25 protein-coding genes are annotated in these 26,520 nt (G+C 76.0%); 10 read left to right on the top strand and 15 right to left on the bottom strand.

Going from position 1 to position 26,520, the window contains the following annotated elements; translation table 11 throughout:
* Nucleotides 1-6: 6 nt before the first annotated feature.
* Entirely contained in the window at nucleotides 7-708 is a 702-nt protein-coding gene (locus D7M15_RS11925; protein ID WP_121517494.1) for a hypothetical protein, read from the bottom strand.
* Between the two features lie 59 nt (nucleotides 709-767).
* Between D7M15_RS11925 and D7M15_RS11920 the strand changes: the two genes are divergently transcribed.
* Nucleotides 768-1,469: a copper homeostasis protein CutC gene (locus tag D7M15_RS11920; RefSeq protein WP_121517493.1), complete on the top strand. Its 702-nt coding sequence runs from the start codon at nucleotides 768-770 to the stop codon at nucleotides 1,467-1,469.
* A gap of 50 nt (nucleotides 1,470-1,519) precedes the next feature.
* On the opposite strand, the gene D7M15_RS11915 is transcribed toward D7M15_RS11920, so the two are convergent.
* The 3 genes from D7M15_RS11915 to D7M15_RS11905 all read right to left on the bottom strand — a co-directional run bounded on the left by D7M15_RS11915 (nucleotide 1,520) and on the right by D7M15_RS11905 (nucleotide 3,272).
* Nucleotides 1,520-1,939 carry a PIN domain nuclease gene (locus D7M15_RS11915; RefSeq protein ID WP_121517492.1) on the bottom strand — a complete coding sequence of 140 codons (420 nt, stop codon included), beginning with the start codon at nucleotides 1,937-1,939 and terminating at the stop codon, nucleotides 1,520-1,522.
* Nucleotides 1,930-2,136 carry a type II toxin-antitoxin system VapB family antitoxin gene (locus D7M15_RS11910; RefSeq protein ID WP_121517491.1) on the bottom strand — a complete coding sequence of 69 codons (207 nt, stop codon included), beginning with the start codon at nucleotides 2,134-2,136 and terminating at the stop codon, nucleotides 1,930-1,932. The genes D7M15_RS11915 and D7M15_RS11910 overlap by 10 nt, the downstream gene beginning before the upstream one ends.
* Before the next feature lie 128 nt (nucleotides 2,137-2,264).
* Nucleotides 2,265-3,272: a LacI family DNA-binding transcriptional regulator gene (locus D7M15_RS11905; protein WP_121517490.1), complete on the bottom strand. Its 1,008-nt coding sequence runs from the start codon at nucleotides 3,270-3,272 to the stop codon at nucleotides 2,265-2,267.
* A gap of 521 nt (nucleotides 3,273-3,793) precedes the next feature.
* Here D7M15_RS11905 and D7M15_RS11900 point away from each other — a divergent pair.
* Nucleotides 3,794-4,564, top strand: a complete 771-nt coding sequence (locus tag D7M15_RS11900) for a hypothetical protein (protein WP_121517489.1) — start codon at nucleotides 3,794-3,796, stop codon at nucleotides 4,562-4,564.
* 62 nt (nucleotides 4,565-4,626) lie between these two features.
* Here D7M15_RS11900 and D7M15_RS11895 read toward each other — a convergent pair whose 3' ends face one another.
* Nucleotides 4,627-6,753: an AAA family ATPase gene (locus D7M15_RS11895; protein WP_240649625.1), complete on the bottom strand. Its 2,127-nt coding sequence runs from the start codon at nucleotides 6,751-6,753 to the stop codon at nucleotides 4,627-4,629.
* A 470-nt stretch (nucleotides 6,754-7,223) separates the two neighbouring features.
* Here D7M15_RS11895 and D7M15_RS11890 point away from each other — a divergent pair, with 470 nt between their 5' ends.
* The gene (locus tag D7M15_RS11890) at nucleotides 7,224-7,463 is read left to right on the top strand and encodes a hypothetical protein (RefSeq protein WP_121517488.1); all 240 of its coding nucleotides are present in this window, start codon (nucleotides 7,224-7,226) and stop codon (nucleotides 7,461-7,463) included.
* A gap of 99 nt (nucleotides 7,464-7,562) precedes the next feature.
* On the opposite strand, the gene D7M15_RS11885 is transcribed toward D7M15_RS11890, so the two are convergent.
* The 4 genes from D7M15_RS11885 to D7M15_RS11870 form a co-directional block, all read right to left on the bottom strand.
* Nucleotides 7,563-9,209: a DNA repair helicase XPB gene (locus tag D7M15_RS11885; RefSeq protein WP_121517487.1), complete on the bottom strand. Its 1,647-nt coding sequence runs from the start codon at nucleotides 9,207-9,209 to the stop codon at nucleotides 7,563-7,565.
* A gap of 141 nt (nucleotides 9,210-9,350) precedes the next feature.
* A complete protein-coding gene (locus tag D7M15_RS11880; RefSeq protein WP_121517486.1) occupies nucleotides 9,351-10,196 on the bottom strand; it encodes a class I SAM-dependent methyltransferase in 846 nt (281 codons plus the stop codon).
* Between the two features lie 88 nt (nucleotides 10,197-10,284).
* Nucleotides 10,285-13,020 carry a helicase C-terminal domain-containing protein gene (locus D7M15_RS11875; protein WP_121517485.1) on the bottom strand — a complete coding sequence of 912 codons (2,736 nt, stop codon included), beginning with the start codon at nucleotides 13,018-13,020 and terminating at the stop codon, nucleotides 10,285-10,287.
* Between the two features lie 73 nt (nucleotides 13,021-13,093).
* Nucleotides 13,094-14,146, bottom strand: a complete 1,053-nt coding sequence (locus D7M15_RS11870) for an AraC family transcriptional regulator (protein WP_121517484.1) — start codon at nucleotides 14,144-14,146, stop codon at nucleotides 13,094-13,096.
* A 108-nt stretch (nucleotides 14,147-14,254) separates the two neighbouring features.
* Between D7M15_RS11870 and D7M15_RS11865 the strand changes: the two genes are divergently transcribed.
* The 3 genes from D7M15_RS11865 (at nucleotide 14,255) to D7M15_RS11855 (ending at nucleotide 16,991) form a co-directional block, all read left to right on the top strand.
* Nucleotides 14,255-15,118, top strand: a complete 864-nt coding sequence (locus D7M15_RS11865; protein WP_121517483.1) for an NAD(P)H-binding protein — start codon at nucleotides 14,255-14,257, stop codon at nucleotides 15,116-15,118.
* A gap of 69 nt (nucleotides 15,119-15,187) precedes the next feature.
* Nucleotides 15,188-15,700, top strand: coding sequence for a pyridoxamine 5'-phosphate oxidase family protein (locus D7M15_RS11860; protein ID WP_121517482.1), 513 nt, complete (start codon nucleotides 15,188-15,190; stop codon nucleotides 15,698-15,700).
* A gap of 343 nt (nucleotides 15,701-16,043) precedes the next feature.
* A complete protein-coding gene (locus D7M15_RS11855; protein WP_121517481.1) occupies nucleotides 16,044-16,991 on the top strand; it encodes an endo-beta-N-acetylglucosaminidase H in 948 nt (315 codons plus the stop codon).
* A gap of 91 nt (nucleotides 16,992-17,082) precedes the next feature.
* Here D7M15_RS11855 and D7M15_RS11850 read toward each other — a convergent pair whose 3' ends face one another.
* A complete protein-coding gene (locus D7M15_RS11850) occupies nucleotides 17,083-17,667 on the bottom strand; it encodes a cupin domain-containing protein (RefSeq protein WP_206337354.1) in 585 nt (194 codons plus the stop codon).
* Nucleotides 17,668-18,004: 337 nt separating this feature from the next.
* Between D7M15_RS11850 and D7M15_RS11845 the strand changes: the two genes are divergently transcribed.
* Together D7M15_RS11845 and D7M15_RS11840 are read left to right on the top strand one after the other, a co-directional pair.
* Nucleotides 18,005-19,303 (top strand): hypothetical protein, encoded by a 1,299-nt coding sequence (locus D7M15_RS11845; RefSeq protein WP_121517480.1) that lies wholly within the window; start codon nucleotides 18,005-18,007, stop codon nucleotides 19,301-19,303.
* Nucleotides 19,304-19,464: 161 nt separating this feature from the next.
* Nucleotides 19,465-20,109, top strand: a complete 645-nt coding sequence (locus tag D7M15_RS11840; protein WP_121517479.1) for an HAD family hydrolase — start codon at nucleotides 19,465-19,467, stop codon at nucleotides 20,107-20,109.
* Between the two features lie 133 nt (nucleotides 20,110-20,242).
* Here the strand turns inward: D7M15_RS11840 and D7M15_RS11835 are convergent, their stop codons facing one another.
* The gene (locus D7M15_RS11835) at nucleotides 20,243-20,497 is read right to left on the bottom strand and encodes a hypothetical protein (RefSeq protein ID WP_121517478.1); all 255 of its coding nucleotides are present in this window, start codon (nucleotides 20,495-20,497) and stop codon (nucleotides 20,243-20,245) included.
* A gap of 232 nt (nucleotides 20,498-20,729) precedes the next feature.
* Here D7M15_RS11835 and D7M15_RS29390 point away from each other — a divergent pair, with 232 nt between their 5' ends.
* Complete coding sequence (locus D7M15_RS29390; protein WP_121517477.1) at nucleotides 20,730-21,113, top strand: cold-shock protein; 384 nt, start codon at nucleotides 20,730-20,732, stop codon at nucleotides 21,111-21,113.
* An 86-nt stretch (nucleotides 21,114-21,199) separates the two neighbouring features.
* Here the strand turns inward: D7M15_RS29390 and D7M15_RS11825 are convergent, their stop codons facing one another.
* The 4 genes from D7M15_RS11825 to D7M15_RS11810 form a co-directional block, all read right to left on the bottom strand.
* Nucleotides 21,200-22,054 carry a 1,4-dihydroxy-6-naphthoate synthase gene (locus tag D7M15_RS11825; RefSeq protein WP_121517476.1) on the bottom strand — a complete coding sequence of 285 codons (855 nt, stop codon included), beginning with the start codon at nucleotides 22,052-22,054 and terminating at the stop codon, nucleotides 21,200-21,202.
* Nucleotides 22,051-22,953: a futalosine hydrolase gene (locus D7M15_RS11820; protein WP_121517475.1), complete on the bottom strand. Its 903-nt coding sequence runs from the start codon at nucleotides 22,951-22,953 to the stop codon at nucleotides 22,051-22,053. The genes D7M15_RS11825 and D7M15_RS11820 overlap by 4 nt, the downstream gene beginning before the upstream one ends.
* A gap of 64 nt (nucleotides 22,954-23,017) precedes the next feature.
* Nucleotides 23,018-23,518 carry a DUF2771 domain-containing protein gene (locus D7M15_RS11815; protein ID WP_121517474.1) on the bottom strand — a complete coding sequence of 167 codons (501 nt, stop codon included), beginning with the start codon at nucleotides 23,516-23,518 and terminating at the stop codon, nucleotides 23,018-23,020.
* A 113-nt stretch (nucleotides 23,519-23,631) separates the two neighbouring features.
* On the bottom strand, nucleotides 23,632-24,933 hold the full coding sequence (locus D7M15_RS11810) for an MFS transporter (protein WP_240649624.1): 1,302 nt from the start codon (nucleotides 24,931-24,933) through the stop codon (nucleotides 23,632-23,634).
* Nucleotides 24,934-25,519: 586 nt separating this feature from the next.
* Here D7M15_RS11810 and D7M15_RS11805 point away from each other — a divergent pair.
* The gene (locus D7M15_RS11805; protein ID WP_121517473.1) at nucleotides 25,520-26,509 is read left to right on the top strand and encodes a DUF3027 domain-containing protein; all 990 of its coding nucleotides are present in this window, start codon (nucleotides 25,520-25,522) and stop codon (nucleotides 26,507-26,509) included.
* Nucleotides 26,510-26,520 lie beyond the last annotated feature (11 nt).

Below are 26,520 nucleotides of genomic sequence, written 5' to 3'. Positions count from 1 at the left end.
CGCCGCTCAGCCGCCGAGCAGGTCCAGCTCCCCGCGCAGGTTGTGCCGCGCCGTCGGCTCCCACCGCGCGCGGCCGTGCGGCGTCCGGAACAGCCGCGGCAGCGCGAGGAGTTGGCGCAGCACGGCCGCGCGGCCCGTACGGAACGCGTCGTCCGGCACGAAGCCGTACTCCTGCCGTACGGCCGCGGCGTAGTGCGCGTACTCCTCCGGTGACCCGGCCAGCACGGCCAGGTCGGCGTCGCACAGGGTCTCGCCGTTCGTGTCGCCGTCGGCCGGGTCGTGGCCGGTGGTGAGCCGGACGAGTCGCGCCACCTCGGCCGTACGCCCCGCCGGGACCCCGGCCTCGGTGAGGGCGCGCTCCGCGAGGCGGGCGCTGCGCTCCTCGTTCTCGCTGCGGTCGGGGCGGTAGACGGCGTCGTGGAACCAGGCGGCGAGCCGTACGGCGTCGGGGTCGGCGGCGTGCCCGGCGAGCGCGTCGACGTGGTCGAGGACGGCCCGCAGGTGGGCGGTGGTGTGGTAGCGGCGCTGGGGTTCGGCCCAGCGGGCGAGCAGGTTCTCGCCGTACGGGGTGGGGTCGGGTACGGGGCCGGGTGCGCGTGCGGGGTCGGGCGCGTCCCCGGAGCGGGGGTGGGCGCGGGCGCGGGTGAGCGTGGCGGTCCACCGTTCCAGCAGGCCGTCGTCCGGGCGAGGGGTGTGCGCGGTACTCATGGCACCCAATTGTGGGGGCCACCTACCGGGTGCGCCGGGCCTGTGGCAGTCTTGGCGATATGTCTAGACCAATCCTCGAAGTGATCGCCCTCGACGCCGACGACGCGCGTGCCGCGCGGGCCGGTGGCGCCGACCGCCTCGAACTGGTCGCCGACATGGCCGCCGACGGCCTCACCCCCAGCGACGAGACGTTCGACCGCGTCCGTTCGGCCGTCGACCTCCCGCTCCGCGTCATGCTGCGCGCGGCCGACGGCTTCACCTCCGGCGGCCCCGCCGCGCTGGACGCGCTCCTCGCCCGCGCCCGAGCCCTGCGGGCCGCGGGCGCCGACGAGTTCGTGCTCGGCTTCCTCGACGAGTCCGGCCAGCCGGACCTGCGGGTCGTCGAGGCGCTCGTCGCGGCGACGGACGGCAGCCCCTGGACGTTCCACCGCGCGATCGACCGCGCCGCCGACCGCGACGGCCTGCGCAAGCAGCTCGCGGACCTGCCCGGCCTGGACACGTACCTGACGGCGGGCTCGCCGCGCGGCGTCGACGACGGCCTGGAGGTGCTGCGCACCGAGGCCGCCCGCGGGGCCGACCGCGAGCCGGGCTACGGCCCGCGCCTCCTGGCGGGCGGCGGCCTCCGCCTGGAGCACGTACCGGTGCTGCGCGCGGCGGGCGTCGACGCGTTCCACATCGGTGGCGCGGCCCGTACGGCGGGCTGGACGTCCCCGGTCAGCGCGACGGCCGTACGCGCCTGGCGCACGACCCTCGACGCCTGACCCCGCAGCCCCGAGGCCGGGGCGGGGGCGTCACCGCCGTGCGCCCGCCATCAGTCGGCGGTGCCCGCCGGAACCACCCACTGACTGGGTTGACCCGTCACCGCGGCGATGGTGTCGAAGTCGGCGTCGTAGTGGAGCACCGTCACCCCGTGGCGTTCCGCCGTGGCCGCGATCAGGAGATCCGGAACGGATGCCGCCCGGTGGTGTCCCTGCGCGGCGAGAAGCGCCTGCACCTCGATGGCACGGGAGCCGATCTCATCCGTGAGGGGCAACCACTCGAAGCCCGACCGCATCGCGCGCCCGCGTGCGTGGTCGGTGGCGTTTCGTGTGCTGTAGAGCACCTCCAGGTCGACCACCGCGCAGGTGGCCAGGAGACCGCGGTCGAGCAGGGGCAACAGCGCGGCTCTGACGGCGGGTTGCTTCGACCGCGCCCATGCGCTCTTGTCGACGAGGTGCGTCGCTACCGCCATGCGCCCGCCATCACCTCGTCGTCCGCGAGGTCGTCGAAGACGCCTTCGTCCACCAGTTCCAGGAACTGCCGCCGTTTGGCCGCGGCGACGAACTCCTCGAGTGCGCCGTTCACGGTGGCGCGTTTGGTCGTGGTGCCCAGTATGTCGGCGGCCTGGGTCACCAGCTCGTCGTCGAGGTCGATCACTGTGCGAGACATCGCAGTCCTCCGGTATCTCTAGACGCTATGGGTATATATCAAGTGTACCCATGCGGCGATATACCGCACGCGCTTCACCGTGACACCCCCGAGGTTTCCGGGCGGCTCATGACCCACTACCCGCCCCCTCAACCGGGCGTCGGGCCCGAGGTGCTCGCGCGGGGGTGGAGGTCAGGGCGGAGGGTCACCGTCCGGCGGGGCCCGGTCGAGCCCGCGATGCGTTCCTGGAGGAGGGTGGCCGCGGCCACGCCCAGGTCGTACGAGGGGAGCCGCACCGTGGTCAGCGGCGGGCGTACGAGCGACGCCCACGGGACGTCCCCGAACGACAGGACGCCGAACGCGGGCGGCTCGACCCCGGCCGTACGGAGGGCTTCGAGGGCGCCGACCGTCAGCAGGTCGTGGGTGACCAGGACGGCGTCGGGCGGTTCGGGGAGGGTGAGCAGTTCCGCCATGGCCGTACGGCCGCCCTCGACGCGGAGGTCGGCGTGCCGGGTGTGGGCGCGTATCCACGCGTCGGGGGTGCCCGCCGCGCGCATGGCCGCGCGGTGGCCCGCGAGGCGTTCCTCGGAGGCGGCGGTGTCGGCGGGGCCGGTGACGCAGGCGACGCGGCGGTAGCCGCGGTCGAGGAGGTGGGCGGTGGCCTCGTCGCCGCCGCGCTGGTCGTCGACCATCACCGCGTCGACCGTGGCCGCGCCGGGCCGCCGGTCGACGGCGACGACGGGCGTGCCGCGTGCGTCGAGTGCGGAGAAGTCGGAGCGGCGCGGGGAGGCGGCGGCGACGATGACGCCCGCCATCTGTTCGGCGAGGGCGACGTCGAGGTAGCGGGCCTCCTTCTCCACGTCCTCGTCGGTGTTGCAGAGGACGACGGAGAGGTGGGTGCGCCGGGACGCGTCCTCGACGCCGCGGGCGAGGGCGGTGAAGAACGGGTTCTCGATGTCGGGGATCAACAGCCCGATCACGCTGGCCTGTTGGGTGCGCAGGGAGCGTGCCACCCGGTTCGGGGAGAAGCCCAGTTCGGAGGCGACCCGGCGGACGCGTTCGGCACGTTCGGGGCTGACCCGGCCGCCGTTGAGGACCCGGGAGACGGTCGCCGGGGAGACACCCGCCGCCCGCGCCACGTCGCTGATCGTTGCCACGGGACTCCTTCGCCTGGTGGGTGTCGGCGCCCGGCCCGAGGAGATCGCTCTCACGCCTCCCGGGGTTCCCCCGTGCTCGACGCGTCGGCCCGGTGTACGGGAGCGGTCCCGTGGTCCGGCGGCCCCGGGCACCCACCGGGCGCCGAGGGGCCCGCGGCCGGGCCATCGAGGGTACCGGCGCGGGGCCGTGAGGTCCCGCCCCGGCATCGGGATCGAGCCGGGGGAGGCGGCCATCGCGTCGACCTCGCCCGAACGGACGCCTGCCGTACGGGAGTCGCGCGCCCGTACGGTGAACGACCGCGCCCCGTACGGCCCTTGCCCCTCCGTACGCCCGCACCCCGGCCCGTACCCGCGCGGCCCGCTTCCCGGGCGCGAGCACCGCGCCGGCGCCGCGCGCGAGTCGTGCGGGAGCCGCGCGGTCGTCGCGCGCTCACGGCCGCCGTCACCGCCGCGATCCCGTACGTGATTCCGTGCGCGCGCTCTTACCCGCGTCTTAGCCATGCCCCTTAGGGTTGCGCCCTATGGCTACCGACCCCAGCAACAACGACGACCCCACCGGCGCCACCGGCGACGCCGAGTCGGAGACCCCCCACGAGCCGACCGCCGCGCCGCGGTCGCAGACTACCGCCGACGCCGAGAAGGCGGCGGACGAGGCGGGGGCGGCGCCGGAAGGCGCCCCCGCCACCACGTCGTTCGCCAAGGACGGCAAGGGCGGCAAGGACGGCGCCGACCGCGACGGCACCGGCGCGGCCGGTGTCGGTGAGCCGGAGCTGATCTCCTCCCACGACGAGGACGAGGACCTCCTCGACGCCGACGGGCTCGACGGGGGCGCCGTCCCGTACACCGCGTCCGGCGCCGCGGACCGCGGCGGCTTCGCCGCCGGTGCGGCGGCGATCGTCAGCGCCGGGCTCGGCCTCAGCTCGCTGACCGGTACGTCCCTCGGCGAGATGCTGCGCTCCCGCAAGGAGTTGATCGGGCAGATCGAGTCCAGCACGGGCGGTGGCGGCGGCGCCGGGGACGACCAGATCGACGCGTTCTACAGCGCGCCCTGGCACACCGCCGCCCTGCTGAACGGGATCTTCGCCGCCACCGCCGTGATCATCGGCGGTGTGGTGCTGGGGATGCTGGTGAAGCGCGCGGAGACCCGTTCGTGGGTCAAGGCCGTCGCGCTCGGCGGGCTGATCCTCGGCGTGCTGGGGCTGTTGGTGTCCCTCGGCATGTACTTCGACCTGTTCGCCAGTACGCCCGAACTCCCCGACACCCCGCAGCAGCCCCCGCAGCCGCAGGGCTGAGCCGCCGCCCCGACCCCGCCGCCCCGTACGCCCGACCCCGTACGCCCGACCCGCCCGCCGCCTCAGTCCTCCCACGCGGGGGAGGGGGCGGCGAGCGCGCCGGGCAGCGGTGCCGCGTGCAGCACGGTCAGCCCGGAGACGGCGCGGGTCAGGGCGACGTAGAGGCGGCGCAGCCCGGTGCGCGCGTCGGGCTCGCCGTCCACGATCGCGCGGGGCTCGTCGAGCACCACGTGGTCGTACTCCAGCCCCTTGGCCAGCGTGGCCGGTACGAGCGTCAGCCGGGAGTCCGCCGTCGTCTCCTCGCCCGGTCCCAGGGGTGTCAGCCCGGCCTCCCGCAGCGCCGCGCCCAGCTCCTCCGTACGGGCGTCGGCGGCGATCAGGCCGACGGAGCCCTCCCGCCGGAGCGCCGCCCGGCACGCCTCGACGACCGCGCCGGTCAGCGCGTCGGGCGCGTGGCGCAGTACGGCGAAGTCGCCGGGCGACTCCCGTACGGACGTCGCCTCCGTCAGGTCCGGGGCGATCTCCGGCAGCAGCCGGGACGCGAACGCGATGACGTCGCGCGGTACCCGGAAGCCCTGCGTCAGCTCCTCCACCACCGAGCCCGGCTTGCCGAGGTGCGTCAGCGCCTCCGCCCAACTCGCCGTCGCCCAGGGCGTGGTGCCCTGCGCGATGTCGCCGAGCACCGTCGCCGAACCCGTCGAGCAGCGCCGTCCCACCGCGCGGTACTGCATGGGCGACAGGTCCTGCGCCTCGTCCAGTACGACATGGCCGAGGGAGGGCGTACGGGCGATCAGGTCGGCCGCCTCGTCGACCAGTACGGCGTCGGCCGCCGACCACGGCGCGGTCCGTACGCCCCGGGCGGGCTTGGGCCACAGCACGGCGCGCTGCTCCTCGGGCGTCAGGACGCCGTCGGCCTGCGCGGCGAGGAAGTCCGCGTCGGACAGCAGCCGCAGCACCAGCTTCGCCGGGTCGACCTGCGGCCAGACGGTCTTGACCAGGGCCTTCACGGCGGCGTTCCGCGCGACGGCGTCCTGCACCCGGTCGTCGGGGGCCTCCCCGGCCTGTTCCATGCGGACGAGCACGTGGTGCGCGACGCGCTGCGGCAGGGCGTCGCGGGCGGCGCCGTACCGCATGTCGCGGTCGAGCAACTCCCGGACGATCTCCTCCAGTTCGTACGCCGGGACCCGCCAGCGCCGCGAGCCCCGTACGACCACGCACGGCTCCGTCGGCACGGTCACGCCGGAGCGCACCGCGCGGCGCAGTACGCGCGCCATCCGGGCGTCGCCCTTGAGGCCCGCCGCCTCGGCGGAGTCGCGGGACCGCACGGTGATCTGCGGGTGCCGCACCAGGTCGTCCACCGTCGCCTGCTTGACGTCCAACTCGCCCAGGGCGGGCAGCACCTGCTCGATGTAGTGCAGGAACGAGCGGTTCGGCCCGACGACCAGGGTGCCGGTGCGGGCGAGCCGTTCGCGGTGGGTGTAGAGGAGGTACGCGACGCGGTGCAGGCCGACGGCGGTCTTGCCGGTGCCGGGGGCGCCCTGGACACAGACGGTGCCGTCGACGCTCGCCCGTACGAGGGTGTCCTGTTCGGGCTGGATGGTGGCGACGATGTCCCGCATCGGGCCGACGCGGGGCCGCTCGATCTCGCGTTGGAGGAGCGTGCTCGCGGCGGGCCCGGAGGCCGCGTCCGCGCCGGGACCGCTCAGCCGCTCGTCCTCGTACGCGGTCAACTCCCCGGCCGTGTAGCCGAATCGGCGGCGCAGTGCCACGCCCTGCGGGTCCTTGCCGGAGGCGCGGTAGAAGGGCTGGGAGACGGGGGCGCGCCAGTCGATGACCATGGGGTCGCCGTCGTGGTCGTGGACGTGGCGGCGGCCGATGTAGAACGTGTGCCGCTCGCCGGTGTCGTCGGGCGCGGTGTCCGCGGCGGGTACGGGTGCCCCGTAGGGGTCGGGGAAGCCGTCGAAGTCGAGGCGGCCGAAGAACAGCGGGGCGTGCGCGAGGTCCGCGAGCGACTTGACGCGCAGGTCGATCTCGGACTGGAGGACGGCGGCGTTCACCCAGTTCGCGGTGACGTCCCCGATGTCGAGGGCCTCGGCGTCGGCGCGCATCGCGCGCAGCGCCGTGCGGGACGCGGCCAGGTGGGCGCGCTCGGCGTCGAGCGGGCCGGGCTCCCCGGGTGGGCCCGGCACGTCGGCGGGGTCGGGTGGCGCGGGCTGTTCGGGCAGGTCGGGAGTGGGGGCGTGCGCGGGCACGGGTCGCCTCCGGCGGGGGTCTGTACGGGTACGAGAAGGGTGAGCGCGGGTACGCGCCCGGGTCGCCGGCCGGTTTCCGAACGGGCGGCGTCCGTCCCGGAACGGGAGGAGGCAGACGGGCGATTGTAGGCGGCGTCCGGCGCGCGCACGAACGCTTTTCGCGCGGCCCGCCACCCCCGCCCGTACGCGGAGCCCCGCGGCCGTTCCCGCAGCCCGTTCCCGTAGCCGCGCCGCGTCCCGTACCCCGGCGTCCGCGCCCGCGTCCGGTGCGGTCCCCCCTACGGGGGTGCCCACCCCACGGCGTACACCCAGGGGACGAGAACCTCTCCCAAAGGCTTAGCCGCCGGTCACCGCGTTTACGCCCGTGGGCCGATGACCCGGGCACGGCCGGAAACGATGCTGGTCACATGACCACCGCATCGATCCACCAGCCCGCCGTCTCCGTCCCGGGCCGCGGCGCGACCGCGCTCGGCACCGCCGTCACGGGGGACGCCGTACGTCATCCGCGGCACCTGTTCGGCAATGCCGTACGGGCGGTCCGGGTGTTCGCCGGAACGGCGTTCAGCGTCGCCGTCCTCGGGCAGTACGACGGCCGCCCGGCCGCCGACCCGCTCGTCCGTACGCGCTCCGCCCACCCGGCCGTCTGACACCGCCGCCCCGCCGTACCCGGCCCGCACCCACGTGCGTCCGCCGTACCCGGCACCCGCCGTACCCGCCGTACCCGCCGAACCCGCCGAACCCCCCGCTCAGGCGTCGTCGCCCGCGAGCAGCTCCGTCGAGTCGACGATCCGGTACGCGTAGCCCTGCTCCGCCAGGAACCGCTGCCGGTGCGCCGCGAAGTCCTGGTCGACCGTGTCGCGCGCGACCACCGAGTAGAACCGCGCCTCGTGCCCGTCCGCCTTCGGCCGCAGCACCCGGCCCAGCCGCTGCGCCTCCTCCTGCCGCGACCCGAACGTGCCGGACACCTGGATCGCCACGGTGGCCTCCGGCAGGTCCACCGAGAAGTTCGCCACCTTCGACACCACCAGCACGCTCAACTCGCCCTGCCGGAACGCCTCGAACAGCTTCTCCCGCTGCGCGTTCGGGGTGTCGCCCTTGATGACGGGGGCGCCCAGGTGCTCGCCCAGCTCGTCCAGCTGGTCGATGTACTGCCCGATGACGAGCGTCTGCTGCCCCTGGTGCCGCCGTACCAGCGCCTCGGTGACCCGGCGCTTGGAGGCGGTCGTGGCGCAGTAGCGGTACTTCTCCTCGGTCTCGGCCGTGGCGTAGGCGAGGCGTTCGGAGTCGGTGAGGTTGACCCGTACCTCGACGCAGTCGGCGGGCGCGATGTAGCCCTGCGCCTCGATCTCCTTCCAGGGCGCGTCGAAACGTTTCGGTCCGATCAGCGAGAACACGTCCGACTCGCGGCCGTCCTCCCGTACGAGCGTCGCCGTCAGCCCCAGCCGCCGCCGGGCCTGGAGGTCGGCCGTGAACTTGAACACGGGCGCGGGCAGCAGGTGCACCTCGTCGTAGACGACCAGGCCCCAGTCCCGGGAGTCGAACAGCTCCAGGTGCGGGTAGACGCCCTTCCGCCGGGTCGTCAGCACCTGGTACGTGGCGATGGTGACGGGCCGGATCTCCTTGCGCGTGCCGCTGTACTCCCCGATCTCCTCCTCCGTCAGCGACGTGCGCCGCACCAGCTCGTGCTTCCACTGCCGGGCCGACACCGTGTTCGTCACCAGGATCAACGTCGTGGCCCGCGCCCGCGCCATCGCGCCCGCGCCGACCAGCGTCTTGCCCGCGCCGCACGGCAGCACCACGACCCCGGAGCCGCCGTGCCAGAAGCCCTCCACGGCCTGCGTCTGGTACGGGCGCAGCGACCAGCCGTCCTCGGCCAGCTCGATCGGGTGCGCCTCCCCGTCCACGTACCCGGCCAGGTCCTCCGCGGGCCAGCCCAGCTTGAGCAGCACCTGCTTGATCTGGCCGCGCTCGGACGGGTGCACCGCCACGGTGTCGGGGTCGAGGCGGGCGCCGACGAGCGGTTGGATCTTCTTCGACCGCAGCACCTCCTCCAGCACCGGCCGGTCGGTGGAGACCAGCACCAGCCCGTGCCCGGGGTGCTTGACCAGCTGGAGCCGCCCGTAGCGCGCCATGGTCTCGGCGACGTCGACGAGCAGCGCGTGCGGCACCGGGTAGCGGGAGAACTCCACGAGCGCGTCCACGACCTGCTCGGCGTCGTGCCCGGCGGCGCGCGCGTTCCACAGGCCCAGCGGCGTCACGCGGTACGTGTGGATGTGCTCGGGCGCCCGCTCCAGCTCCGCGAACGGGGCGATGGCCCGGCGGCACGCGTCGGCCTGCTCGTGGTCGACCTCCAGCAGCAGGGTCTTGTCGCTCTGCACGATCAAGCAGGACACGCGTTACCTCCGCGGACGGCTACGGGTGGCGGTACCGGCGGTACGCCCGGCACCCCCGACAAGTGAAACACCTGCCGGTACGGTGCCGGAGCGTGTGCCCGCGCACACCGCCCCCGGCGGCGCGCGTACGCCCCTGCGGGGTCACGGGCGGCGTACCACCAGCAGGTCCACCACGTACGCCTCCTCGACCTCGCCGCCCGGGAAGACGTCCGCGAGGTGGGCGCGCTCCTCCGCCATGAACCGCCGTCGCCGCTCCGGGTCCTGGACGAGGAACACCGAGTGGCTGCCGAGGTTGGCGAGGTGCGTGTCCACGGTCACCGTGCGGCGCCACGGCAGCTGCCGCCGCGTCCAGTCCAGCCCGGCGACGCCCAGGAGCCGCGCCGCCTCCGCGTCGTCCGCCGGTCGCCCGGCGCCCATGGAGTGCCCGCCCGTGACCGCGTCCGCCCCGCAGTGCCGCAGGACGCGGTCCCCCTGCGCGGCGATCCACGGCACGTCGTCGGCGTTGGTGTTCCGCCACAGCGCGAGCGCGCCGCCGGGGCGCAGCACCCGCAGCGCCTCCGGTACGGACCGCGCCGGGTCGGTCCAGTGCCAGGACTGCGCGTACGTGACGAGGTCGCGGGAGCCGTCCGCGAGCGGCAGCGCGTTGCCGTCGCCGCGCACCAGCCGTACGTCGGGCAGGGCGCGCCGCAGCTGCGCGGCCATGCCGGCGCCCGGTTCGACGGCGAGCACGTCGGCGCCCCGCTCGCGCAGCAGGGCGGTGGCGATCCCGGTGCCCGCGCCGACGTCGGCGGTACGGGCGCCCGCCAGCGGCAGGCCCGCGACGTCCCGTACGGCGTCCAGGACGGACGGCGGGTACGACGGCCGGTTCGCGGCGTACTGCCCCGCGGCGGCGTCGAACGACAGGGCGCGCGGCGGGCGGGAGCCGTGCGGCCCGGGGGAGTCGTGGGACCCGGGGGAGCCTTGCGGCGTGCGGGAGTCGGTGGTCATCGCTCCATCGTGCCCGCGCCCGCCGCCCTGTCCAGGGGCCCTCGGACGGTGGTACGGGCGCGCCGTACGGGCCGGAGCGCCGTACGGGTCAGTCCTCCGCCAGCTCCGCGACCCCCGTGATGCGGTGCAGCGGGTACGTGCGCACCTCGTCGGCGGTGTGGTCGTAGCCGGTGACGAAGCCGCCCTCCACCCGTACCGGCGCGATCACGCGCTGGCTGGCGGCGCCGTCGGCGTTGACGTAGCCGATCCACACGGCGGAGCCGGTGAGGGCCGCGGACTGCATGGTGGCGAGGGTGTCCGGGGAGTCGGTGCGCGGCAGTCCGCCGCCGGGCGCGCGGGCGCCGGACGCCACCTTGGCCTTGTGCGGGTTCGGCCGGTGCGCGGCCGTCACCGCGTGGTCCCCGGCGCGGATGGCGCGTACGGCCGCGCCGAGCAGCGTACGGTCAGGCACCGGCGGGCCGTCCGGTGACGGCTCGGGGGCCGTACGGGGCGGGGTCCGGTGGGCGTCCGCGCGCGCGATCAGCACGTCGCCGTCGGCGGACTCGGCGGCGGGCGCGTAGCCCATCTCCCGCAGCCGCGCGAGGAGTTGGTCCGGCGGCAGGGGGGAGGCCAGCACGGTGGGGGCGAGCAGCCGGGGGCGCAGCGGCGCGGAACGCCGGTCCGCCACGATCTCCGCGAGCACCGCGTCGTCGTCGCACCGCACGTACGACGACGCGGCGCCCACGCGCAGCCGCCCGTGCCGCCGCGCCACGTCGTCGATCAGGTACGCGAGCGGCTGCGGTACGGGCGTACGGGAGTGCGCGGCGAGGAACGCGTGCAGGTCCGCCGCCGTACGGCCCGCGTCCAGCGCGCGGCGTACGGACTCGGGCGTGAAGCGGTAGACGGTCGCGCCGCCCGTCGACTCGACGTCCGCGAGGACGCGCAGCGTCAGGCCGAGGACCCGCTCCAGCGGGCCGGGCGCGACGGCGGTCAGGTCGGCCTGGAGCAGCACGTGGTCGACCGGTTCGGGGAGGAGGGGGGCCAGGCCGCGCGCGGCGCGCGCGGCGGCGGCGGGCAGCTCCTGCGCGGTGAGGTGCCGACCCCAGGCGCCGGGGCGGTCGTCCTCGGTGTCGTCCGGGTCGCCCGTGGCGTCGGCGTCCGTCGTCCCGGTCGTGCCCGTCGTCCCCGCCGCCTCCGCCGGGGGCAGCAGCTCGCGCGCGTACGCCGCCAGCGCGCCCCGGCCCGTCAGGCCCAGCAGCTCGGCCTCGGTGAGCGTCGTACGGACGAGCCGCGCGCGCAGCGCCTCCCCATGGCCGCCGTTCGCCGCCCGGGTGCCGGGCGCGGCGCCCGCGCCCTCGGCGCCGTCCGCCGCCGCCGGGGCCGCGCCGCGCAGCGGCCGCTCCCAGCCGATGCGGGCCACCACGTCGTCGGGCGCGGGCGCCCCGCCCGGCGCGAGGCCCGCGAGCAGCGCCAGCGTCCGGTGCCGCACGTCCGGCGCCGGTCCCCGGTCCAGGCCGGGCCCGAGCGCGGACAGCACGCGCCCCTTGCCGTCGCGCGCGCCCGCCAGCCCCGGCACGCGCGTCGCCGGGAGCCAGGCCGTCACCAGCCGCGCCCAGCGCGTACCGGGCGGCTGCCCGAGCCAGTCGTCGTACGCGGGCGTCGGCGCGTAGCACTCGTCGGCGGTGCCGTCGGAGGCCACCAGGCCCGCCGCGTAGGCGAGTTCGACCCAGAACGCGGTCACCGGCTCCGGCAGGTCGAGCCGTACGGCCGTCCGCTTCAGGTCCCGCATGCCGAGCCCCCCGGCCCGCAGCACCGGCACCGGCTCGGTCTCCCAGCCGCCGAGCAGCTCCTCCAGCACGTCCAGCGCCCCGTACGCCTGCGCCGCCGCCGTCGCGTCCACCGTCTCCGGCGGGTGCGTACGGCGCGGTGCCACGGCGGGCGGCACCGGCTCCGGCCGCCGGTGCGCGCGCCCGCCGCGCAGGCGGAGCGCGATCTCGCGGGGCAGCACGACCGTACGGTCGCCCGCCGGGAGCAGCAGCCCCCGGTCCAGCAGCCAGCCGAGGGCCGGGCTGGGCGTACGGTGTTCGGCGGTGCCGTACGGCGGCCCCCACACCAGCTTCTCCAGTACGGCGCCGCTCTGTCCGGGCGCGGCGGCGAGCAGCGCCGCCGCGCGGTCCGCGTCGGCGAACAGCCCGGTGAGCGCGGCCAGCGCGCTCACCGAGTCGTGCGTCGCGCCCAGCCCGGCGGCGGCCAGGATCTCCTGGAGGCGGCCGGGCGGCATGCCCGAGGTGGCCTCGGCGAACGTGGGCCCCAGCCCGGTCGGCGACGGGCTGGAGGCGCTGGGCGCCAGCACCTCGCGCGCGGTCCGTACGAGCCGCAGCCGGTCGTCCCCGCCCCACAGCAGCGCCCGGTCGCGGAGGGTGCGCAGCGCGCGCGGCAGCCGCTCGGCGCACCGGGCGTACGTGTCGGGGCCGGGTTCGGGGGCGGGGTCGCCGTCCGGGCCGGTTCCGGCGTCCGGGGCCGGGTCCGTACCCGCCGCCCGTTCCAGGTCCGGCCGCCCGTCGCCCGTGAGCAGCGCCAGCAGCTCGTCGTACGGGCAGGGGTCCGCCGCCACGGCCAGCGCCTCCGCCACCTGGAGCGCGAACCGGTCCAGCCGCTCGACCGCCCGTACCACCGACGCGCGGGTCCCGGCGCGGGTGGCGAGCTGCGTGAGGTCGTTCGGGACGGGGGAGAGCAGGTCGGGGCGGCTGTGCAGGAGCGCGGCGAGCGCGTCGTCGTCGCGCGCGCGGAGGTCGTCCGCGAGCGTACGGGGTGGGGCGCAGCCGCTCCGCTGGTCGGTGCTCATCCGTACCACGTTAGCGCCGCCCCCCGCCGTTCCCCTTCCGCGTACGAACCGTGCGCCACCGCCCGCCCTTCGTTCAGACGCGCACGGCCGCGGGTACGGCCGCGGGTACGGCCGCTGGCCCGGCGGCGGTGGTCCGCCGGAACTCGCTCGGGTTGGCGCCCCGCACCCGCTTGAACGCGGCGCTGAAGCCGAACGCGTCGGAGTAGCCGACCGTACGGGCGACGTCCGCCACCGTCGCGTCCGCCCGTTCGACCAGCAGGTCCGCCGCGAGGGTCATGCGCCAGCGGGTGAGGTACGTCAGCGGGGGCTCGCCCACCAGGTCGGCGAACCGCTTGGCCAGGGTCGAGCGCGACACCCCCGTCCGCCGGGCCAGCGCGGCCACCGTCCACGGCTCCGCCGGTTCGGCGTGCAGCAGGCGCAGCGCGCCGCCCACCACCGGGTCCCGCTGGGCCGCCCACCAGGCCGGGGGCTCGCCGCCGGGCCGGTCGAACCACTCGCGGAGCGTGCAGACCAGCATCCAGTCCAACAGCCGGTCGAGCACCACCTGTTGGCCCGGCGCGTCCACGGCGACCTCGGCGGCGAGATGGTCCAGCACGGCGTCCCCGGTGCCCCCGCCACCCGCCGCGCCCGCTCCGTCCGCCGTGTCCGCTCCGTCCGCTCCGTCCGCCGGTACGTGCAGGACGACGGGGAGCGCGTCGAGCAGCCGACGGCTGATCTCGCCGCGTACGGGGTACGCGCCGACGATCAGCGTCGTCGCCCCCGCTCCGGCCACCCCGTCCGCCTCTCCGGGCCCGCCCGGGTCGTGCCAGCCCAGCCGGTGCCGCGTCCCGCCGTGCTCCGGCGTCGCGCAGTGCTCGCCGCACGCGAGCGGCTCGGCGGCGGTCCCCACCTCGTCGACGAACGCGAACGGGGCGGGCCCGCGCACGATCACCGTCTCGCGCGACCGGAGCGCCACCGGCGGGTGGCCGCCCTCCGGCACGATCCAGCCCGCCCCGCCGAGCACGGTGCACAGCGTCAACGGGGCGCCGTCCACGAAGCGCAGGGCCCAGGGCGGCGACAGGGCCGTGCTGCCGAACAGCGAGCCGTGGGCCCGTACACCGCGGATCAGATCACTGAACACGTCCACACCGGCGAGGTTAACCGGAGCGGCCCTCCGGGTGGGCTGGACGTACGGACAGGCGATCCGGCGTTCCACCCATGGGATGGTCCGAGCCGCTCGCGTTGAATCGGGTCCATGAGCAACGACACCACCGACGCCACCGGCGGCGAACCCGTCCTCGTCCTCGGCGCGACCGGCAAGACCGGCCGCCGCGTCGCCGCGCGGCTGCGCGTACGCGGCGTCCCGGTGCGTACGGCGTCCCGGTCGAGCCCGACGCGCTTCGACTGGTCCGCCCCGCCCGCGACCTGGGACGCGGCCCTGCGCGGCACCACCACCGTCTACGTGGTGCCGCCGCGCGTACCGGGCCCCGTGCACGACTTCACCGCCCGCGCCGAGGCCGCCGGGGTGCGGCGCCTGGTGCTGCTGTCCGGACACGGCGCCGACACCTGGGGCGACTCGCCGTTCGGCCTGGACATGCGCTCGGCCGAGGACGCCGTACGCCGTTCGGCACTGGAGTGGACCGTGCTGCGCCCGTCGAACTTCGCCCAGAACTTCGACGAGGACGTCTTCCACCCGGCCCTGCTCGCCGGGGAGTTGGCGCTCCCGGCCGGTGCCGTGCCCGAACCGTTCGTCGACGTGGACGACGTCGCGGAGGCCGCCGCCACCGTACTGACCGAGCCCGGTCGGCACGCGGGACGCACGTACGAGCTGACCGGGCCGCGCGCACTCACCTTCGCCGAGGCGGTGGAGGTGATCGCGCGGGCGTCGGGGCGCGGGATCGCGTACCGGCGGACGACCCCCGGCGAGTACGCCGAGGCGCTGGTCGGGGAGGGCGTCGGGGAGGAGGACGCGCACCACGTCGCGGAGATGTTCGTGCTGATGGAGCGCGGGCTGCTCGCCGCGACCACCGACGACCTGGGCGCGCTGCTGGGGCGGGCGCCCGGCACGTTCGAGGAGTACGCCGTACGGGCCGCGGCGGCGGGTGCCTGGCACCGCTGACCGGCCGGGCTCCCCGCTCCCGTACCCGCATCCGTTCCCGTAGCCGCGCACCACGGAAGGACACCGCCGATGACCACCGACGCCCGTACCGACGACGCGCGTACCGACGACGCCCGTACCGACACCCGTACCGAAGCCCCCGCCCGTACCGCCGCGGCCAGCCTGACCCCGGCGGACCTCGACCTCCTCCGGCGGCCCCTGCACGGCTTCCTCACCGTGGCCGGGGGACCGCTGCCGCCCGAGCCCCGGCCGGTCTGGTTCGAGGTCGCGGAGACGGGCGCGGGGGACCGTACGCTCCAGCTGTTCACCGCCCCCGACTCGCTCAAGGTACGGCGCCTGCGCGGCGATCCGCGCGCCTCGCTCGTCGTCGCCGCCCCCGTGGGCGAGCGCGAACGCTGGGTGTCGGTGACCGGCCCCGTCACGGTGGAGCCGGACGGCGCCCACGACCTGGCGCGGCGGCTGGCCGCCCGCTACTGGGACCCGGCGGACCCGGCGAGCGCCGCCGACCTCGCCCCGATCCTCGCCGCCGACCAGGTCCGGCTGGTCCTCCACCCGGAGTCCGTCCGCCGGTACGCGCACTGAACTCCCCGCCGCCGTACGGCCGTCGGGCCGCCCCGGCCCGGCTCCGGACCCGCTCCGGACAGCCCCCGGGGGCGGGCCCGGCGGCCGTTCCGCGCGATCCGTTCCGCGGATGCCGGTGCGTTCCGCGCCTCCGGCGGGGAACATGGGAGCGCGCACCGCGGGTGTGTGCGTACGGCTCCGGCGGGCGTCGGAGCGCGGACACCCGGGGCGCGGCACGGTTCGACGGCACCACGGCTCGACGGCACCACGGCTCAAGGCATCGAGCCACCACGGCGCCGAGCCACCAACGGCAGTTGTCCCGGCGCCCGTTCACGACGGCGTCCCACCGACAGGAGACCGGCCCATGACTTCCCCCACTGGTCGCGGCAGAGCTCTGACAGCGATCCTCTCGTTCCTGGCCGCGGCGGCACTGATCACCGGTGGCGCCGCCGCCAGCCCCGCGGCCACCCCGGAGCCCGCCGAGGCCGCGAAGCCCGCGGCGCCGCGGGCGAAGGACGGCCCGACCTCGATCGCGTACGTCGAGGTGAACAACGAGAGCATGCTGAACGTCGGCAAGTACCAGCTCGCCAGCGACGGCAGCAACGTCTTCGACGTCGCGATCATCTTCGCCGCCAACATCAACTACAACACCGACGAGCAGTCCGCCTACCTGCACTTCAACGAGAACGTGCAGCGCGTGCTCGACGACGCCGAGAACCAGATCCGGCCGCTCCAGGACAAGGGCATCAAGGTGATGCTGTCCGTCCTCGGCAACCACGAGGGCGCGGGCTTCGCCAACTTCCCCTCCAAGGACGCGGCTTCGGCGTTCGCCACCCAACTGTCCGACACCGTCGAGAAGTACGGCCTGGACGGCATCGACTTCGACGACGAGTACGCCGACTACGGCAACAACGGCACCGGCCAGCCCAACGACAGCTCGTTCGTGCACCTCGTCTCGTCCCTGCGCGACCAGATGCCCGACAAGCTGATCTCCCTCTACGACATCGGCCCGGCTGCCGACCGCCTGTCCTACGACGGCGTGGACCTCGCCACGAAGTTCGACTACGCCTGGAACCCGTACTACGGCACGTGGGGCGTCCCCGGCATCTCCCTGCCCAAGGAGAAGATGTCGCCCGCCGCCGTCCAGATCGGCAGCACGCCGGAGGGCACCGCGACCGACCTCGCGAAGCGCACCGTCAGCGAGGGCTACGGGGTCTTCCTCACGTACAACCTCGACGGCTCGGACCGAGGGGGCTACGTCTCCAGCTTCACCAGGGAGCTGTACGGCAGCGACGCGGTGTACAAGCCGTGACGCCCGACTGACGGGCGTACGGCCCGCGTTCCGGAGTCCTCTCCGCCCCCGTCCGGGCGGAGGGGACTCCGGCGCGTACGGGGCGCGTACGTCAGCCGTCAGCCGGGGCCGTCGCCGCGAGGCCGTAGCGGCAGCCGTACTTCTCGAACAGCCCCCGCATCCGGTCGTCGAAGTGCCCCGGCCCCCACAACGGCGCCTGCTCGCCCGCGCGGGGCGCGTCGCCGCCCTCCGCGAACAGGCCCTCGCCGCCGCCGGGGGTGTAGCAGAACAGCAACTTCGCCGTGTGCACACCCCTGTTGAGGAAGCGGTGCACGGTGCCGCGCGGGATGTGCACCGCGTCGCCGGGCCCCGCGGTGAAGACCCGGTCGCCGTCGAGGAACTCCAACTCGCCGGACACGAGGTAGAAGGTCTCGTCGGCGTACGGGTGCACGTGCGGGCCGGGCCCGGCACCGGGCGGCACCGTCGCCTCCACGAGGCCCAGCACGCCGCCGGTCTGCTCGGCGGTGAGGAGGACGTCCATCACCTCCCCGTTGAACCACGTCGTGGTGGCACTCCCGGCCCGTACGTGGACGGTGCGCGCCACCTTCGGATCGTCCACCGCCCCCGGATCGTCCTCGGGAAGCGGCATCGAAGCGTCGTGGTCGGGTCGGTCCGGCTGGTGGCGGTGTTCGGGCATGGCGGGGGAAGCTCCTGTGACGTGCGGGGGACCGGCGCCGGGCGCGGGCACGCGGCGGTGGCGCGTACCGGACCCGGAGGGGCGTGCCGGTCGCGGGTGCCCGCGCGTGCGCACGGTGAACAGGTGAACACCCTACGACAGCACCGCAGTTGGCCGTCGGCGTGCGCGCGCCCGTTCACCGGAGCCGCACAGGACGGTCACGACGCGACCCGCCACGGGCCACCCACGCGGTGGTGGCCCAGCGGGTGCCCGGGGGTGGTGGAAGGGGCCCGGGGGAGGGGGCGCGCGGTACGGTCGGGGTGGCCGGGTGTCATCAGTGAGCAGCCGTTGGGGAATCGTGGGGATCGAAAGCGACCAGCTCGTGTTCGACTATCTGAGCCGGGTGGGCGACCTGGCTCACGGCACGCGGATGACCGCTGCCGAACGGGCGCGGCTGGTGAGCGGGTTGCGCGCGGACATCGACCGGATACGGGCCGAGCAGGGCGGTGCCGACTCCAAGGCGGCCGTACGCAGAATCCTGGACCAGCTGGGCACGCCGGAGGACCTGGTGTCCGCCGCCAACGGCGGCGGCTCCGTCCCCGGTGTCCCCGCCCCGCGCCCCGCCGACAGCGGCGGTGGTGGCGGTGGTGGCGGTGGTGAACGGCCGCGCAGGGGCGGCGGGTTGGGCGGTCTCGCCGGGCTCGGCGGCCTCGGTTTCGGCGGTACGGGCGGCTCCGGCGGCACGGGCGGCGCGGCCGGTACGAGCGGTGGCACGGGCGGTACGGCCGGTACCGGCTCCGGGCCGTGGACGGCCCGACTCCCGCGCCTGCCGCAGCAGTTGCGGAAGGAGCCGCGCGACCCGGCGCCGCCCGCCGAGCCCACCGCCACCGCGTCACGCGGCGCCTCGCCGCCCCACCTGGCGGGGATCGACGAGCTGGGCCCGGAGGAGAGCGACCCGGACTGGTGGCGCACCGATCCGCACGCCCGTGGCCCGTACGAGCGCGGCGGCCCGTACGAGGGCGGCGGGCAGCACGGCCCCGAGCGGCCGGGCAACGACATCGTGCCCGGTTTCGTCGGCGGCATCGAACTCCCCGAGCTGCTCAAGCAGTCCGACGACGAGGACGGCGCCGACGGCGCGCCGGAACGCCCGTCCGTACCGGGCCCGCGCCCCGGCGTGCCGGGGATGGAGCGGGCCGGGGGCGCCCCCGAGGCGCCCGTCACTGGGCCGCCGGACGGGCCCGTGGAGCAGGCCGGGCGCCCCAAGCGCTTCCGGCCGTTCGGCGGCGAACGCGGCGCGGGCGGCCCGCGCGTGGGCGGCCTGGTCGAGCTGCTGGGTGTCGCGCTGCTCGCGGCGGGCACCGTCGTCGGCCATCTGGCGCTGCTCGGCGCGGGCTGGCTGCTGGCGTGGTGGTCGCCGCGGCTCAGCCGTACGGAGGCGCAGTGGGCCGCGGTGGGCATGCCGGGGCTGGTCGCGGTCTGCACGGGCGTCTGGCTCTGGGGCCGTTCCGACGGGCGGTGGGGAGCGGCGATCCCCGACGCGGAGGGCGCGATGAGCGACGCGCTCGGGGACGCGTGGCCGGTGGTGCTGCGGCTGGCGGCGGCGGCCAGCGCGCTGTTCCTGCTGTGGCGGGCGCGGCGGCCGTTGCCGGAGGACTGACGTACGGCGGACGGCGGACGCGCCTGACGGCGGAGGGCTGGCGGTGGGCTGACCGCTGCTCGGCGACGGAGGACGGCGGCGGGCGCGGACGCGGGTACGGGGTCACGGGCCGGGCCCGGGGACCATGGCCGCGCCGCCCGCGCGGCAGGCAGAATGCGGACATGCCTTCGTACGCCCTGACGGTCGGCTTCGACCTCGACATGACGCTGATCGACACCCGCCCCGGCATCAGGGCCGCCTACGAGGCGCTGGCCGCCGAGACCGGCACACGCATCGACGCCGACCTGGCGGTCTCCCGCCTCGGCCCGCCGCTGGAACGGGAGTTGGCCGAGTGGTTCCCCGCCGAGCGGGTGCCGGAGATGGCCGACCGCTACCGCGCGACGTACCCCGCGCTCGCCGTCCCCCCGTCCCCCGCGCTGCCGGGCGCGCTCGACGCGCTGCGGGCCGTACGGGAGGCGGGCGGCCGTACGGTCGTCGTCACCGCCAAGTACGAGCCGAACGCGCGGCTGCACCTCGACCACGTCGGCCTCGCGCCGGACGCCGTCGTCGGCTCGCTGTGGGCGGAGGCGAAGGCGGGGGCGCTGCGGGAGCACGGCGCGACGGTGTACGTCGGTGACCACACCGGCGACGTACGGGGCGCGCGCGCCGCGGGCGCCGTGTCCGTCGCCGTGCCGACCGGGCCGTGCGCCGCGGCGGAGCTGCGCGCGGCGGGCGCGGACGTGGTGCTGACCGGTGGCCTGGCCGACTTCCCGGCCTGGCTGGCGGCGCACACCGCGCGGGGAGGCGCCGCGTCCACGCGGGCGTGAGCCGGGGCCCGACCGGGGCGGTCGAGGGTCCGGGTACGGGCGGGCCTACGCGTACGGGCGGGCGCACGCGGTACGGCGCGGGCCGCCCGTACCGCCGGGCCGCTCAGGTCCGGACCGGCGGTCGGGCCGTCGCTCAGGCGGCCGGGCCGGAGACCGCGGCCCGGGCCGCGCGCCGCTCCGCCGCGGCGGAGCGCAGCAGCCCGGCGGCGGCCAGGGCGAAGCCGACGCCCATCAGCATGCACACGAAGTAGGCCGGGGCCGGGAACGGCTCCGCGTCCAGGAACAGCGGGGCCACCGTGACCAGCGTCGCGAGCGCGCCGACCGCGAAGACGACACCGCCCGCCCGTACCAGCAGATCCCCGGGAGCCCGGGGCGTTTCAGCGTTCACCCGGTCAGGGTAGATCGGTGGGCAGGCGACGAACCAACCGCTCCGGAAAAGGCGTCTTGTCACCGGGCCGCGGACCATTAGCCTTGCTGGTGGCGGGTCCCACGACCCGCTCGACTGCTCTCGGGAGCCGTTCCACCAGCAGTTCCGACGTGATCAGTTCCGACGAGCCACCCGGTTCCCCCGCGAGCAGCCCGCGCGGGCTGCCCCGACGAGTACGAGGACGAGGACGGACGTGCCTACCGGCAAGGTGAAATGGTTCAACACCGAGAAGGGCTTCGGCTTTCTCTCCCGCGACGACGGCGGCGACGTCTTCGTGCACTCGTCGGTGCTCCCGAACGGCGTCGACGCGCTGAAGCCGGGGCAGCGCGTGGAGTTCGGAGTCGTCGCGGGGCAACGTGGTGACCAGGCACTCTCGGTCAGTCTGCTGGAGCCCGCCCCGTCCGTCGCCGCCGCGCAGCGCCGCAAGCCGGACGAGCTGGCGTCGATCGTGCAGGACCTGACGACGCTGCTGGACGGGGTGTCCCAGTCCCTGGAGCGCGGCCGGTACCCGGACAAGCCGCACGGCCGGAAGATCGCGGGCATGCTGCGGGCGGTCGCGGACCAACTCGACGTCTGAGCACGGCGGTTCGACGCCGCCGCACCCTCCCGTGCGGCGGCGCCCTCCCGTACGACCGGCCCTGCTGACGGGCCGTCAGGGTCCCCTCAGGGGAAGCGCAGCGCGTCCGGGGCGAGCGGCGGCACCAGGCCCTCGGCGGCCGCGCGGGTGAGCAGCCCGCGTACGGCCGCGTAGCCGGCGTCGCCGAGGTCGGCGGTGAACTCGTTGACGTACAGGCCGATGTGCTGGTCCGCGACGTTCGGGTCCATCTCCTGCGCGTGCTCCAGCACGTACGGCCGGGACGCCTCCGGGTCGTCCCAGGCCATCCGTACGGACGTCCGCGCCGCCTCGGCCAGCGCGTGCAGCGTCTCCGTGCCGAGCGCGCGGCGGGCGATGATCGCGCCGAGCGGGATGGGCAGCCCCGTCGTGGACTCCCAGTGCTCGCCCATGTCCGCGAGGCGGTGCAGGCCGAAGTCCTGGTACGTGAAGCGGGCCTCGTGGATGACGAGCCCGGCGTCCACCCGGCCGTCGCGCACGGCGGGCATGATCTCGTGGAACGGCAGCACCACGATCTTCCCGACCCCGCCCGGCACCTCGGCGGCGGCCCAGAGCCGGAACAGCAGGTAGGCGGTGGAGCGTTCGCTCGGCACGGCGACCGTACGGCCGCCCAGCCCGGTGTCGGCGTCCTCGGGCCGGGTGAGGACGAGCGGCCCGCAACCGCGCCCCAGCGCCCCGCCGCACGGCAGCAGCGCGTACTCCTCCAGGACCCACGGCAGCACCGCGTAGGACACCTTCAGCACGTCGTGCTCGCCGCGCTCCGCCATGCCGTTGGTGACGTCGATGTCCGCGAACGTGACGTCCAGCGGCGGCGCCCCGGGCACGCGGCCGTGCGCCCACGCGTCGAAGGTGAACGTGTCGTTGGGGCACGGGGAGTACGCGATCCGCAGGGGCTGCTCGGTCATGCTCGTTCCGCCTGTCCTTGCTCGTCCGGCTGGTGCTGTTCCTCGTCCGTACGGTGCGACGGGCCCGTACCGTACGCCTCGTCCGTACGGCGCGTCGCGTGCCAGTCCGCCAGCGCCGGTACGGCCGCCGCGTACGCCGTCGTGAGCGCGCGCAGCGCGTCCGGGACGCGCCAGGCGGCGCGGTCGCGGGGGCCCACGGGGTTGGAGACGGTGCGCAGTTCGAGCACGGGGACGCCGTGGGCCGCGGCGGCCTCCGCCACCCCGAAGCCCTCCATGGCCTCGACGGCGGCGCCGGGGTGCCGCGCGGCCAGCTCGGCGGCGCGTGCGGCGGTGCCCGTCACGGTGGACACGGTGAGGACGGGGCCGGTCACGGCGCCGGTGGCGGCAGCGACGGCCCGTACGAGCGCGGGGGGCGGCAGGTGCGTGACGGTGCCGAAGCCCAGCTCCGTCACCGGGACGAAGCCGCCGGGCTCCGCGGTCTGCGCGCCCAGGTCGGCGGCCACGACGACCGACGCGACCACGGTGGCGCCGGGTACGGGGCCGCCGGCACGTCCGTCGCCGCCCGCGGTTCCGTCCTCCGGCAGCCCGCCGCCCGCGAAGCCGCCGCCGATGCCCGCCGAGACGACCAGGTCGTACGGGGCGCCGCCGAGCGCCGCCGCCGTCAGCGCGGTGGCCGTTCCGGCGGCGGCCGCCCCGGTGCCGACCCCGGCCGCGACGGCGTCCAGCTCCACGACCGTCCCGGCGGCCGACACCCGTACGCGGTGCGCGGTCGGCCCGCCGGGCAGCCGTACATGCGCGGGGGTGGCACCGGCGTCGGGGCCCGCGTCCGGCGGGGCGGCGAACGCCCGTACCACCGCGTCCCGTTCGGCGGCCACGGCCGTGACGGTCAGGACGCGCATCGGTCCCGTACCGCCGTCGCGCGCGCAGCTCCGGGCGCCGGCCTCACCGGCACCGCCGTCGCCGTCACTTCTCCTGCTCGGCCTTGATGTGCCAGGCGCCCTTGAAGTCGCCGCCCTTCGTCATGATGACGCTGATCCGGGCGTCCTCCGTGGGCTCCGGCTGCCCGGTCGCGCCCTGCTTCTGGAAGAAGGCGTCGCCGGGGAACGAGTAGTACGTCTTCTCGGTCGGCTTCGGCAGCACGGACTGGTCGTTGACGAAGAGCATCCAGCCCTCCTCCGCCATGTCCGGTTCGACGCCGATGCGGATCTTGTCGCCGGGGCCGACGCTGATCGTCTTCTCGGCCTTCTTGTCGGCGCACTTCTTCGCCTCGGCCTCGGCGATGGTTTTGCCGTCCTCGTAGCAGGCGGCCTCGGCGGTCACCGTCTCGCCGTTGACGGTCACCGTCGCCAGCGGGGTCGGCTTCTCGCAGGCGGAGAGGGCGAGGAGGCCCAGGGTGACGCTGCCGACGGCGGTGGCGGCGCGGAGCACCCGCCCACGCCGTGAGCCCGAGATCGCAATGGTCATACGGGCAGGCTACCGGGCGGTCCGGGCCCGCCGACCGGCGGCTCCGCACCGGCCCGCGCCGCGCGCTCACCGCCGTACGGCCCGCCCCCGCCCGTACGCCCCGCCCGTACGCGTCACGCCACCCGCGGCCGGGCCGGGCCGCGCCGGGCCGCGGCCAGCAGCCCCCGTACGGTCAGCGAGGCGCCCAGCGCCACGATGCCCGCGCCCACCGCCATGCCCACCCACGGCAGGGTCAGCGGCAGCGAGATGCCGATCGCGCCGCCCGCCACCCACGACATCTGGAGCAGCGTCTCCGAGCGGGCGAAGGCGGACGTACGGAACGCCTCCGGCATGTCCCGCTGGATCAGCGCGTCCAGCGACAGCTTGCCCAGCGCCTGCGTGATCCCGGCGGTGGCGGCCACCGCCGCGATCGCCACGGTGCTGTAGAGCGCGGTGGCCACGACGGTCACGGTCAGCGCGCACGCCAGCACCGTGGCGATGATCAGCTCCGGGCCGCGGTCGCGCAGCCACGCGCCGAGCGCGGTGCCGAGCGCGTTCCCGCCGCCCGCCGCGACCGCCACCATGCCGAGCGAGAACTCCGCCGTCATGCCCGGCAACGGGTGCTCCCGCAGCAGGAACGCCAGGAAGAACGTGAGGAAGCCGGACAGCGCGCGGGACGACGCGTTGGCGACGAGGCCCGTCCGTACCGACGACCCGGCCGCGCGCAGGCCCAGCCGTCGCCGCCGCTTCTCCGTACCGCCCGCCGTGCCCTTCCGCTCGTACGACGTCTGCGCGACCAGGCGCGCCGTCGACTCGCCCTTCGCGGAGTCCACCTTGCGGTCCAGCGAGAACGACAGGGCCGCGCCGCCGAGGAACACCACGCACGCCCCGTACAGCGGCCACGCCGGGCCGAGGGTGTGCAGGCCCGCCCCGATCGGCGCCGCCAGCCCGGTGGCGAGCAGCCCGGAGAGGGTGACCCGCGAGTTGGCCTTCACCAGGGAGATCCGTGGTGGCAGCAGCCGGGGGACGACGGCGGACCGCACCACCCCGTACGCCTTGGAGGAGACCAGGACGCCGAGCGCCGCCGGGTACAGCTCCAGGCCGCCGCCCGCCACCGCGCCCGCCATCGCCAGCGCGAGCACGGACCGCGCCAGCATCGCCGCGGCCATCGCCGCGCGCCGCCCGTGCGGGACGCGGTCGAGCAGCGGGCCGATGACGGGCGCCAGCAGGGCGAACGGGGCCATGGTCACCAGCAGGTAGAGCGCTACGCGGCCGCGTGCCTCGCCCGTCGGTACGGAGAAGAAGACGGTGGAGGCGAGGGCGACCGTGATCAGCATGTCGCCCGCGGAGTTGACGGCGTGCAGCTCGATCAGCTTGCCGAGGCCGGACTCGCCCGCGCCCTGCGCGTGCGTGGCCCGCCGGAGGCGGCGCACCAGCGCGGCGGGTGGCCGACGGGCGGCGCGCGCGGTGCGCCGGAAGCGACCGGGCGGCCTGTCCGGCGGACCGGTCGGTCCGGCGGGCGGGGCGGTCCGGTCCGTGACGTCCTGGTACGGCTTGTCTACGGCCACGACGTTCAGTGTGCCCCAGATACGGCCGGTCACCGCCCCGCGCGGGAACGGCGACGGGAACGGCGGGTGCCGGGGCCGGGGCGCGGTCGGGCCCGGAGCGCGGCCACGGATGTGGTCACCGCCCGTCGGCCGTACGGGGAACGGGAGTTCCGGCGGTGTCCCCTACGGCACCGGGAGCCCGCCACGGGTGCCGTACGGAGGAGGCGGACGCACGCCGAGCCCGGCCCGCCGCGGGCGCGAAGGGGCCACCGCGCTGAGGCGGCCGGCCGGGGTTGGGGTAGCGTGGGCGGACAGTGCCCTCCGCACGGCCCGAGAGCGCGGTCGCGGACGTCGCAGCGGCTCGCCTGGTTCCGCTCCGTCCGTTCCCCACGCCCCGCCCGGTCGTACGTCGGCGCACACCGATTCGGCTATGACGGCGCTACGGCGTAGGAGAGACGATTCTTGTGAGTGCTGCATGAGTGCCGCGACGCGTAACCGCCGTACGCCCGACAAGCTGTGCGCCGACGCCGTCGAACTGGCGCGGGAGGCCGCCCAGGAAGCCGCCGCCCCCGGCAAGGTCGGCGAGTGGATCGAGGCCGTCGCGGACGGGGACCGGGTGGTCACCCATTTCTTCGAGTGCCAGGAGCCCGGCTACCGCGGCTGGCGCTGGGCCGCCACCGTGGCCCGCGCGTCCCGCGCCAAGGTCGTGACCCTGGACGAGACCGTGCTGCTGCCCGGCCCCGACGCGCTGCTCGCGCCCCAGTGGCTGCCCTGGAGCGAACGGCTCCGGCCGGGCGACCTGGGGCCGGGCGACCTGCTGCCCTCGGAGCCCGAGGACCTGCGCCTGGAGCCCGGCTTCTCGGCCGACGCCGAGGAACCGCCGAACGCGCCCGCCGCCCCCGGCGCCCAACTCCCCGCCGAGCGGGGCGAGTCGGCGGCCGAGGAGGCCCCGGACGCCACGGCGGACCCGGCGGACGACGGCGGCGACGCGGCCACGGCGGCCGATCCCGCCTCCGGCTGGTCGCGCGAGCTGGCGCCGCCGCCGGAGCGCGGCAGCATCCGGGCCGTGGCCGAGGAACTGGGCATGGGCCGTACGCGCGTCCTCTCCCGGTACGGGCTGCACACGGCGGCCGACCGCTGGGAGGAGGCGCACGGGCCGGACAGCCCGATGGCGCAGGCGGCGCCCGCGTCCTGCCTCAGCTGCGGGTTCCTGGTGCCGCTGGCGGGCTCGCTGCGGCAGGCGTTCGGGGTGTGCGCGAACGAGTTCGGCCCGGCGGACGGGCAGGTCGTCGCGCTGTCGTACGGCTGCGGGGCGCACTCCGAGGCCGCCGTCATGCCGCCCCCGCCGCAGCCGCCCCCGCCGGTGATCGACGAGACGCGGGCGGACGCGCTGCCGCTGCACGACGGCGACGGTGCCGGTCCGGACGGCGAGGGCGGCGGCGAGGGCGGCGGCACGTCGCGCTGACCGCGTGCCTC

This window comes from Streptomyces sp. Z26, assembly GCF_003665095.1.
Classification (GTDB): Bacteria; Actinomycetota; Actinomycetes; order Streptomycetales; family Streptomycetaceae; genus Streptomyces; species Streptomyces phytohabitans.
This window is presented reverse-complemented; position numbering and strand designations above follow the sequence as displayed.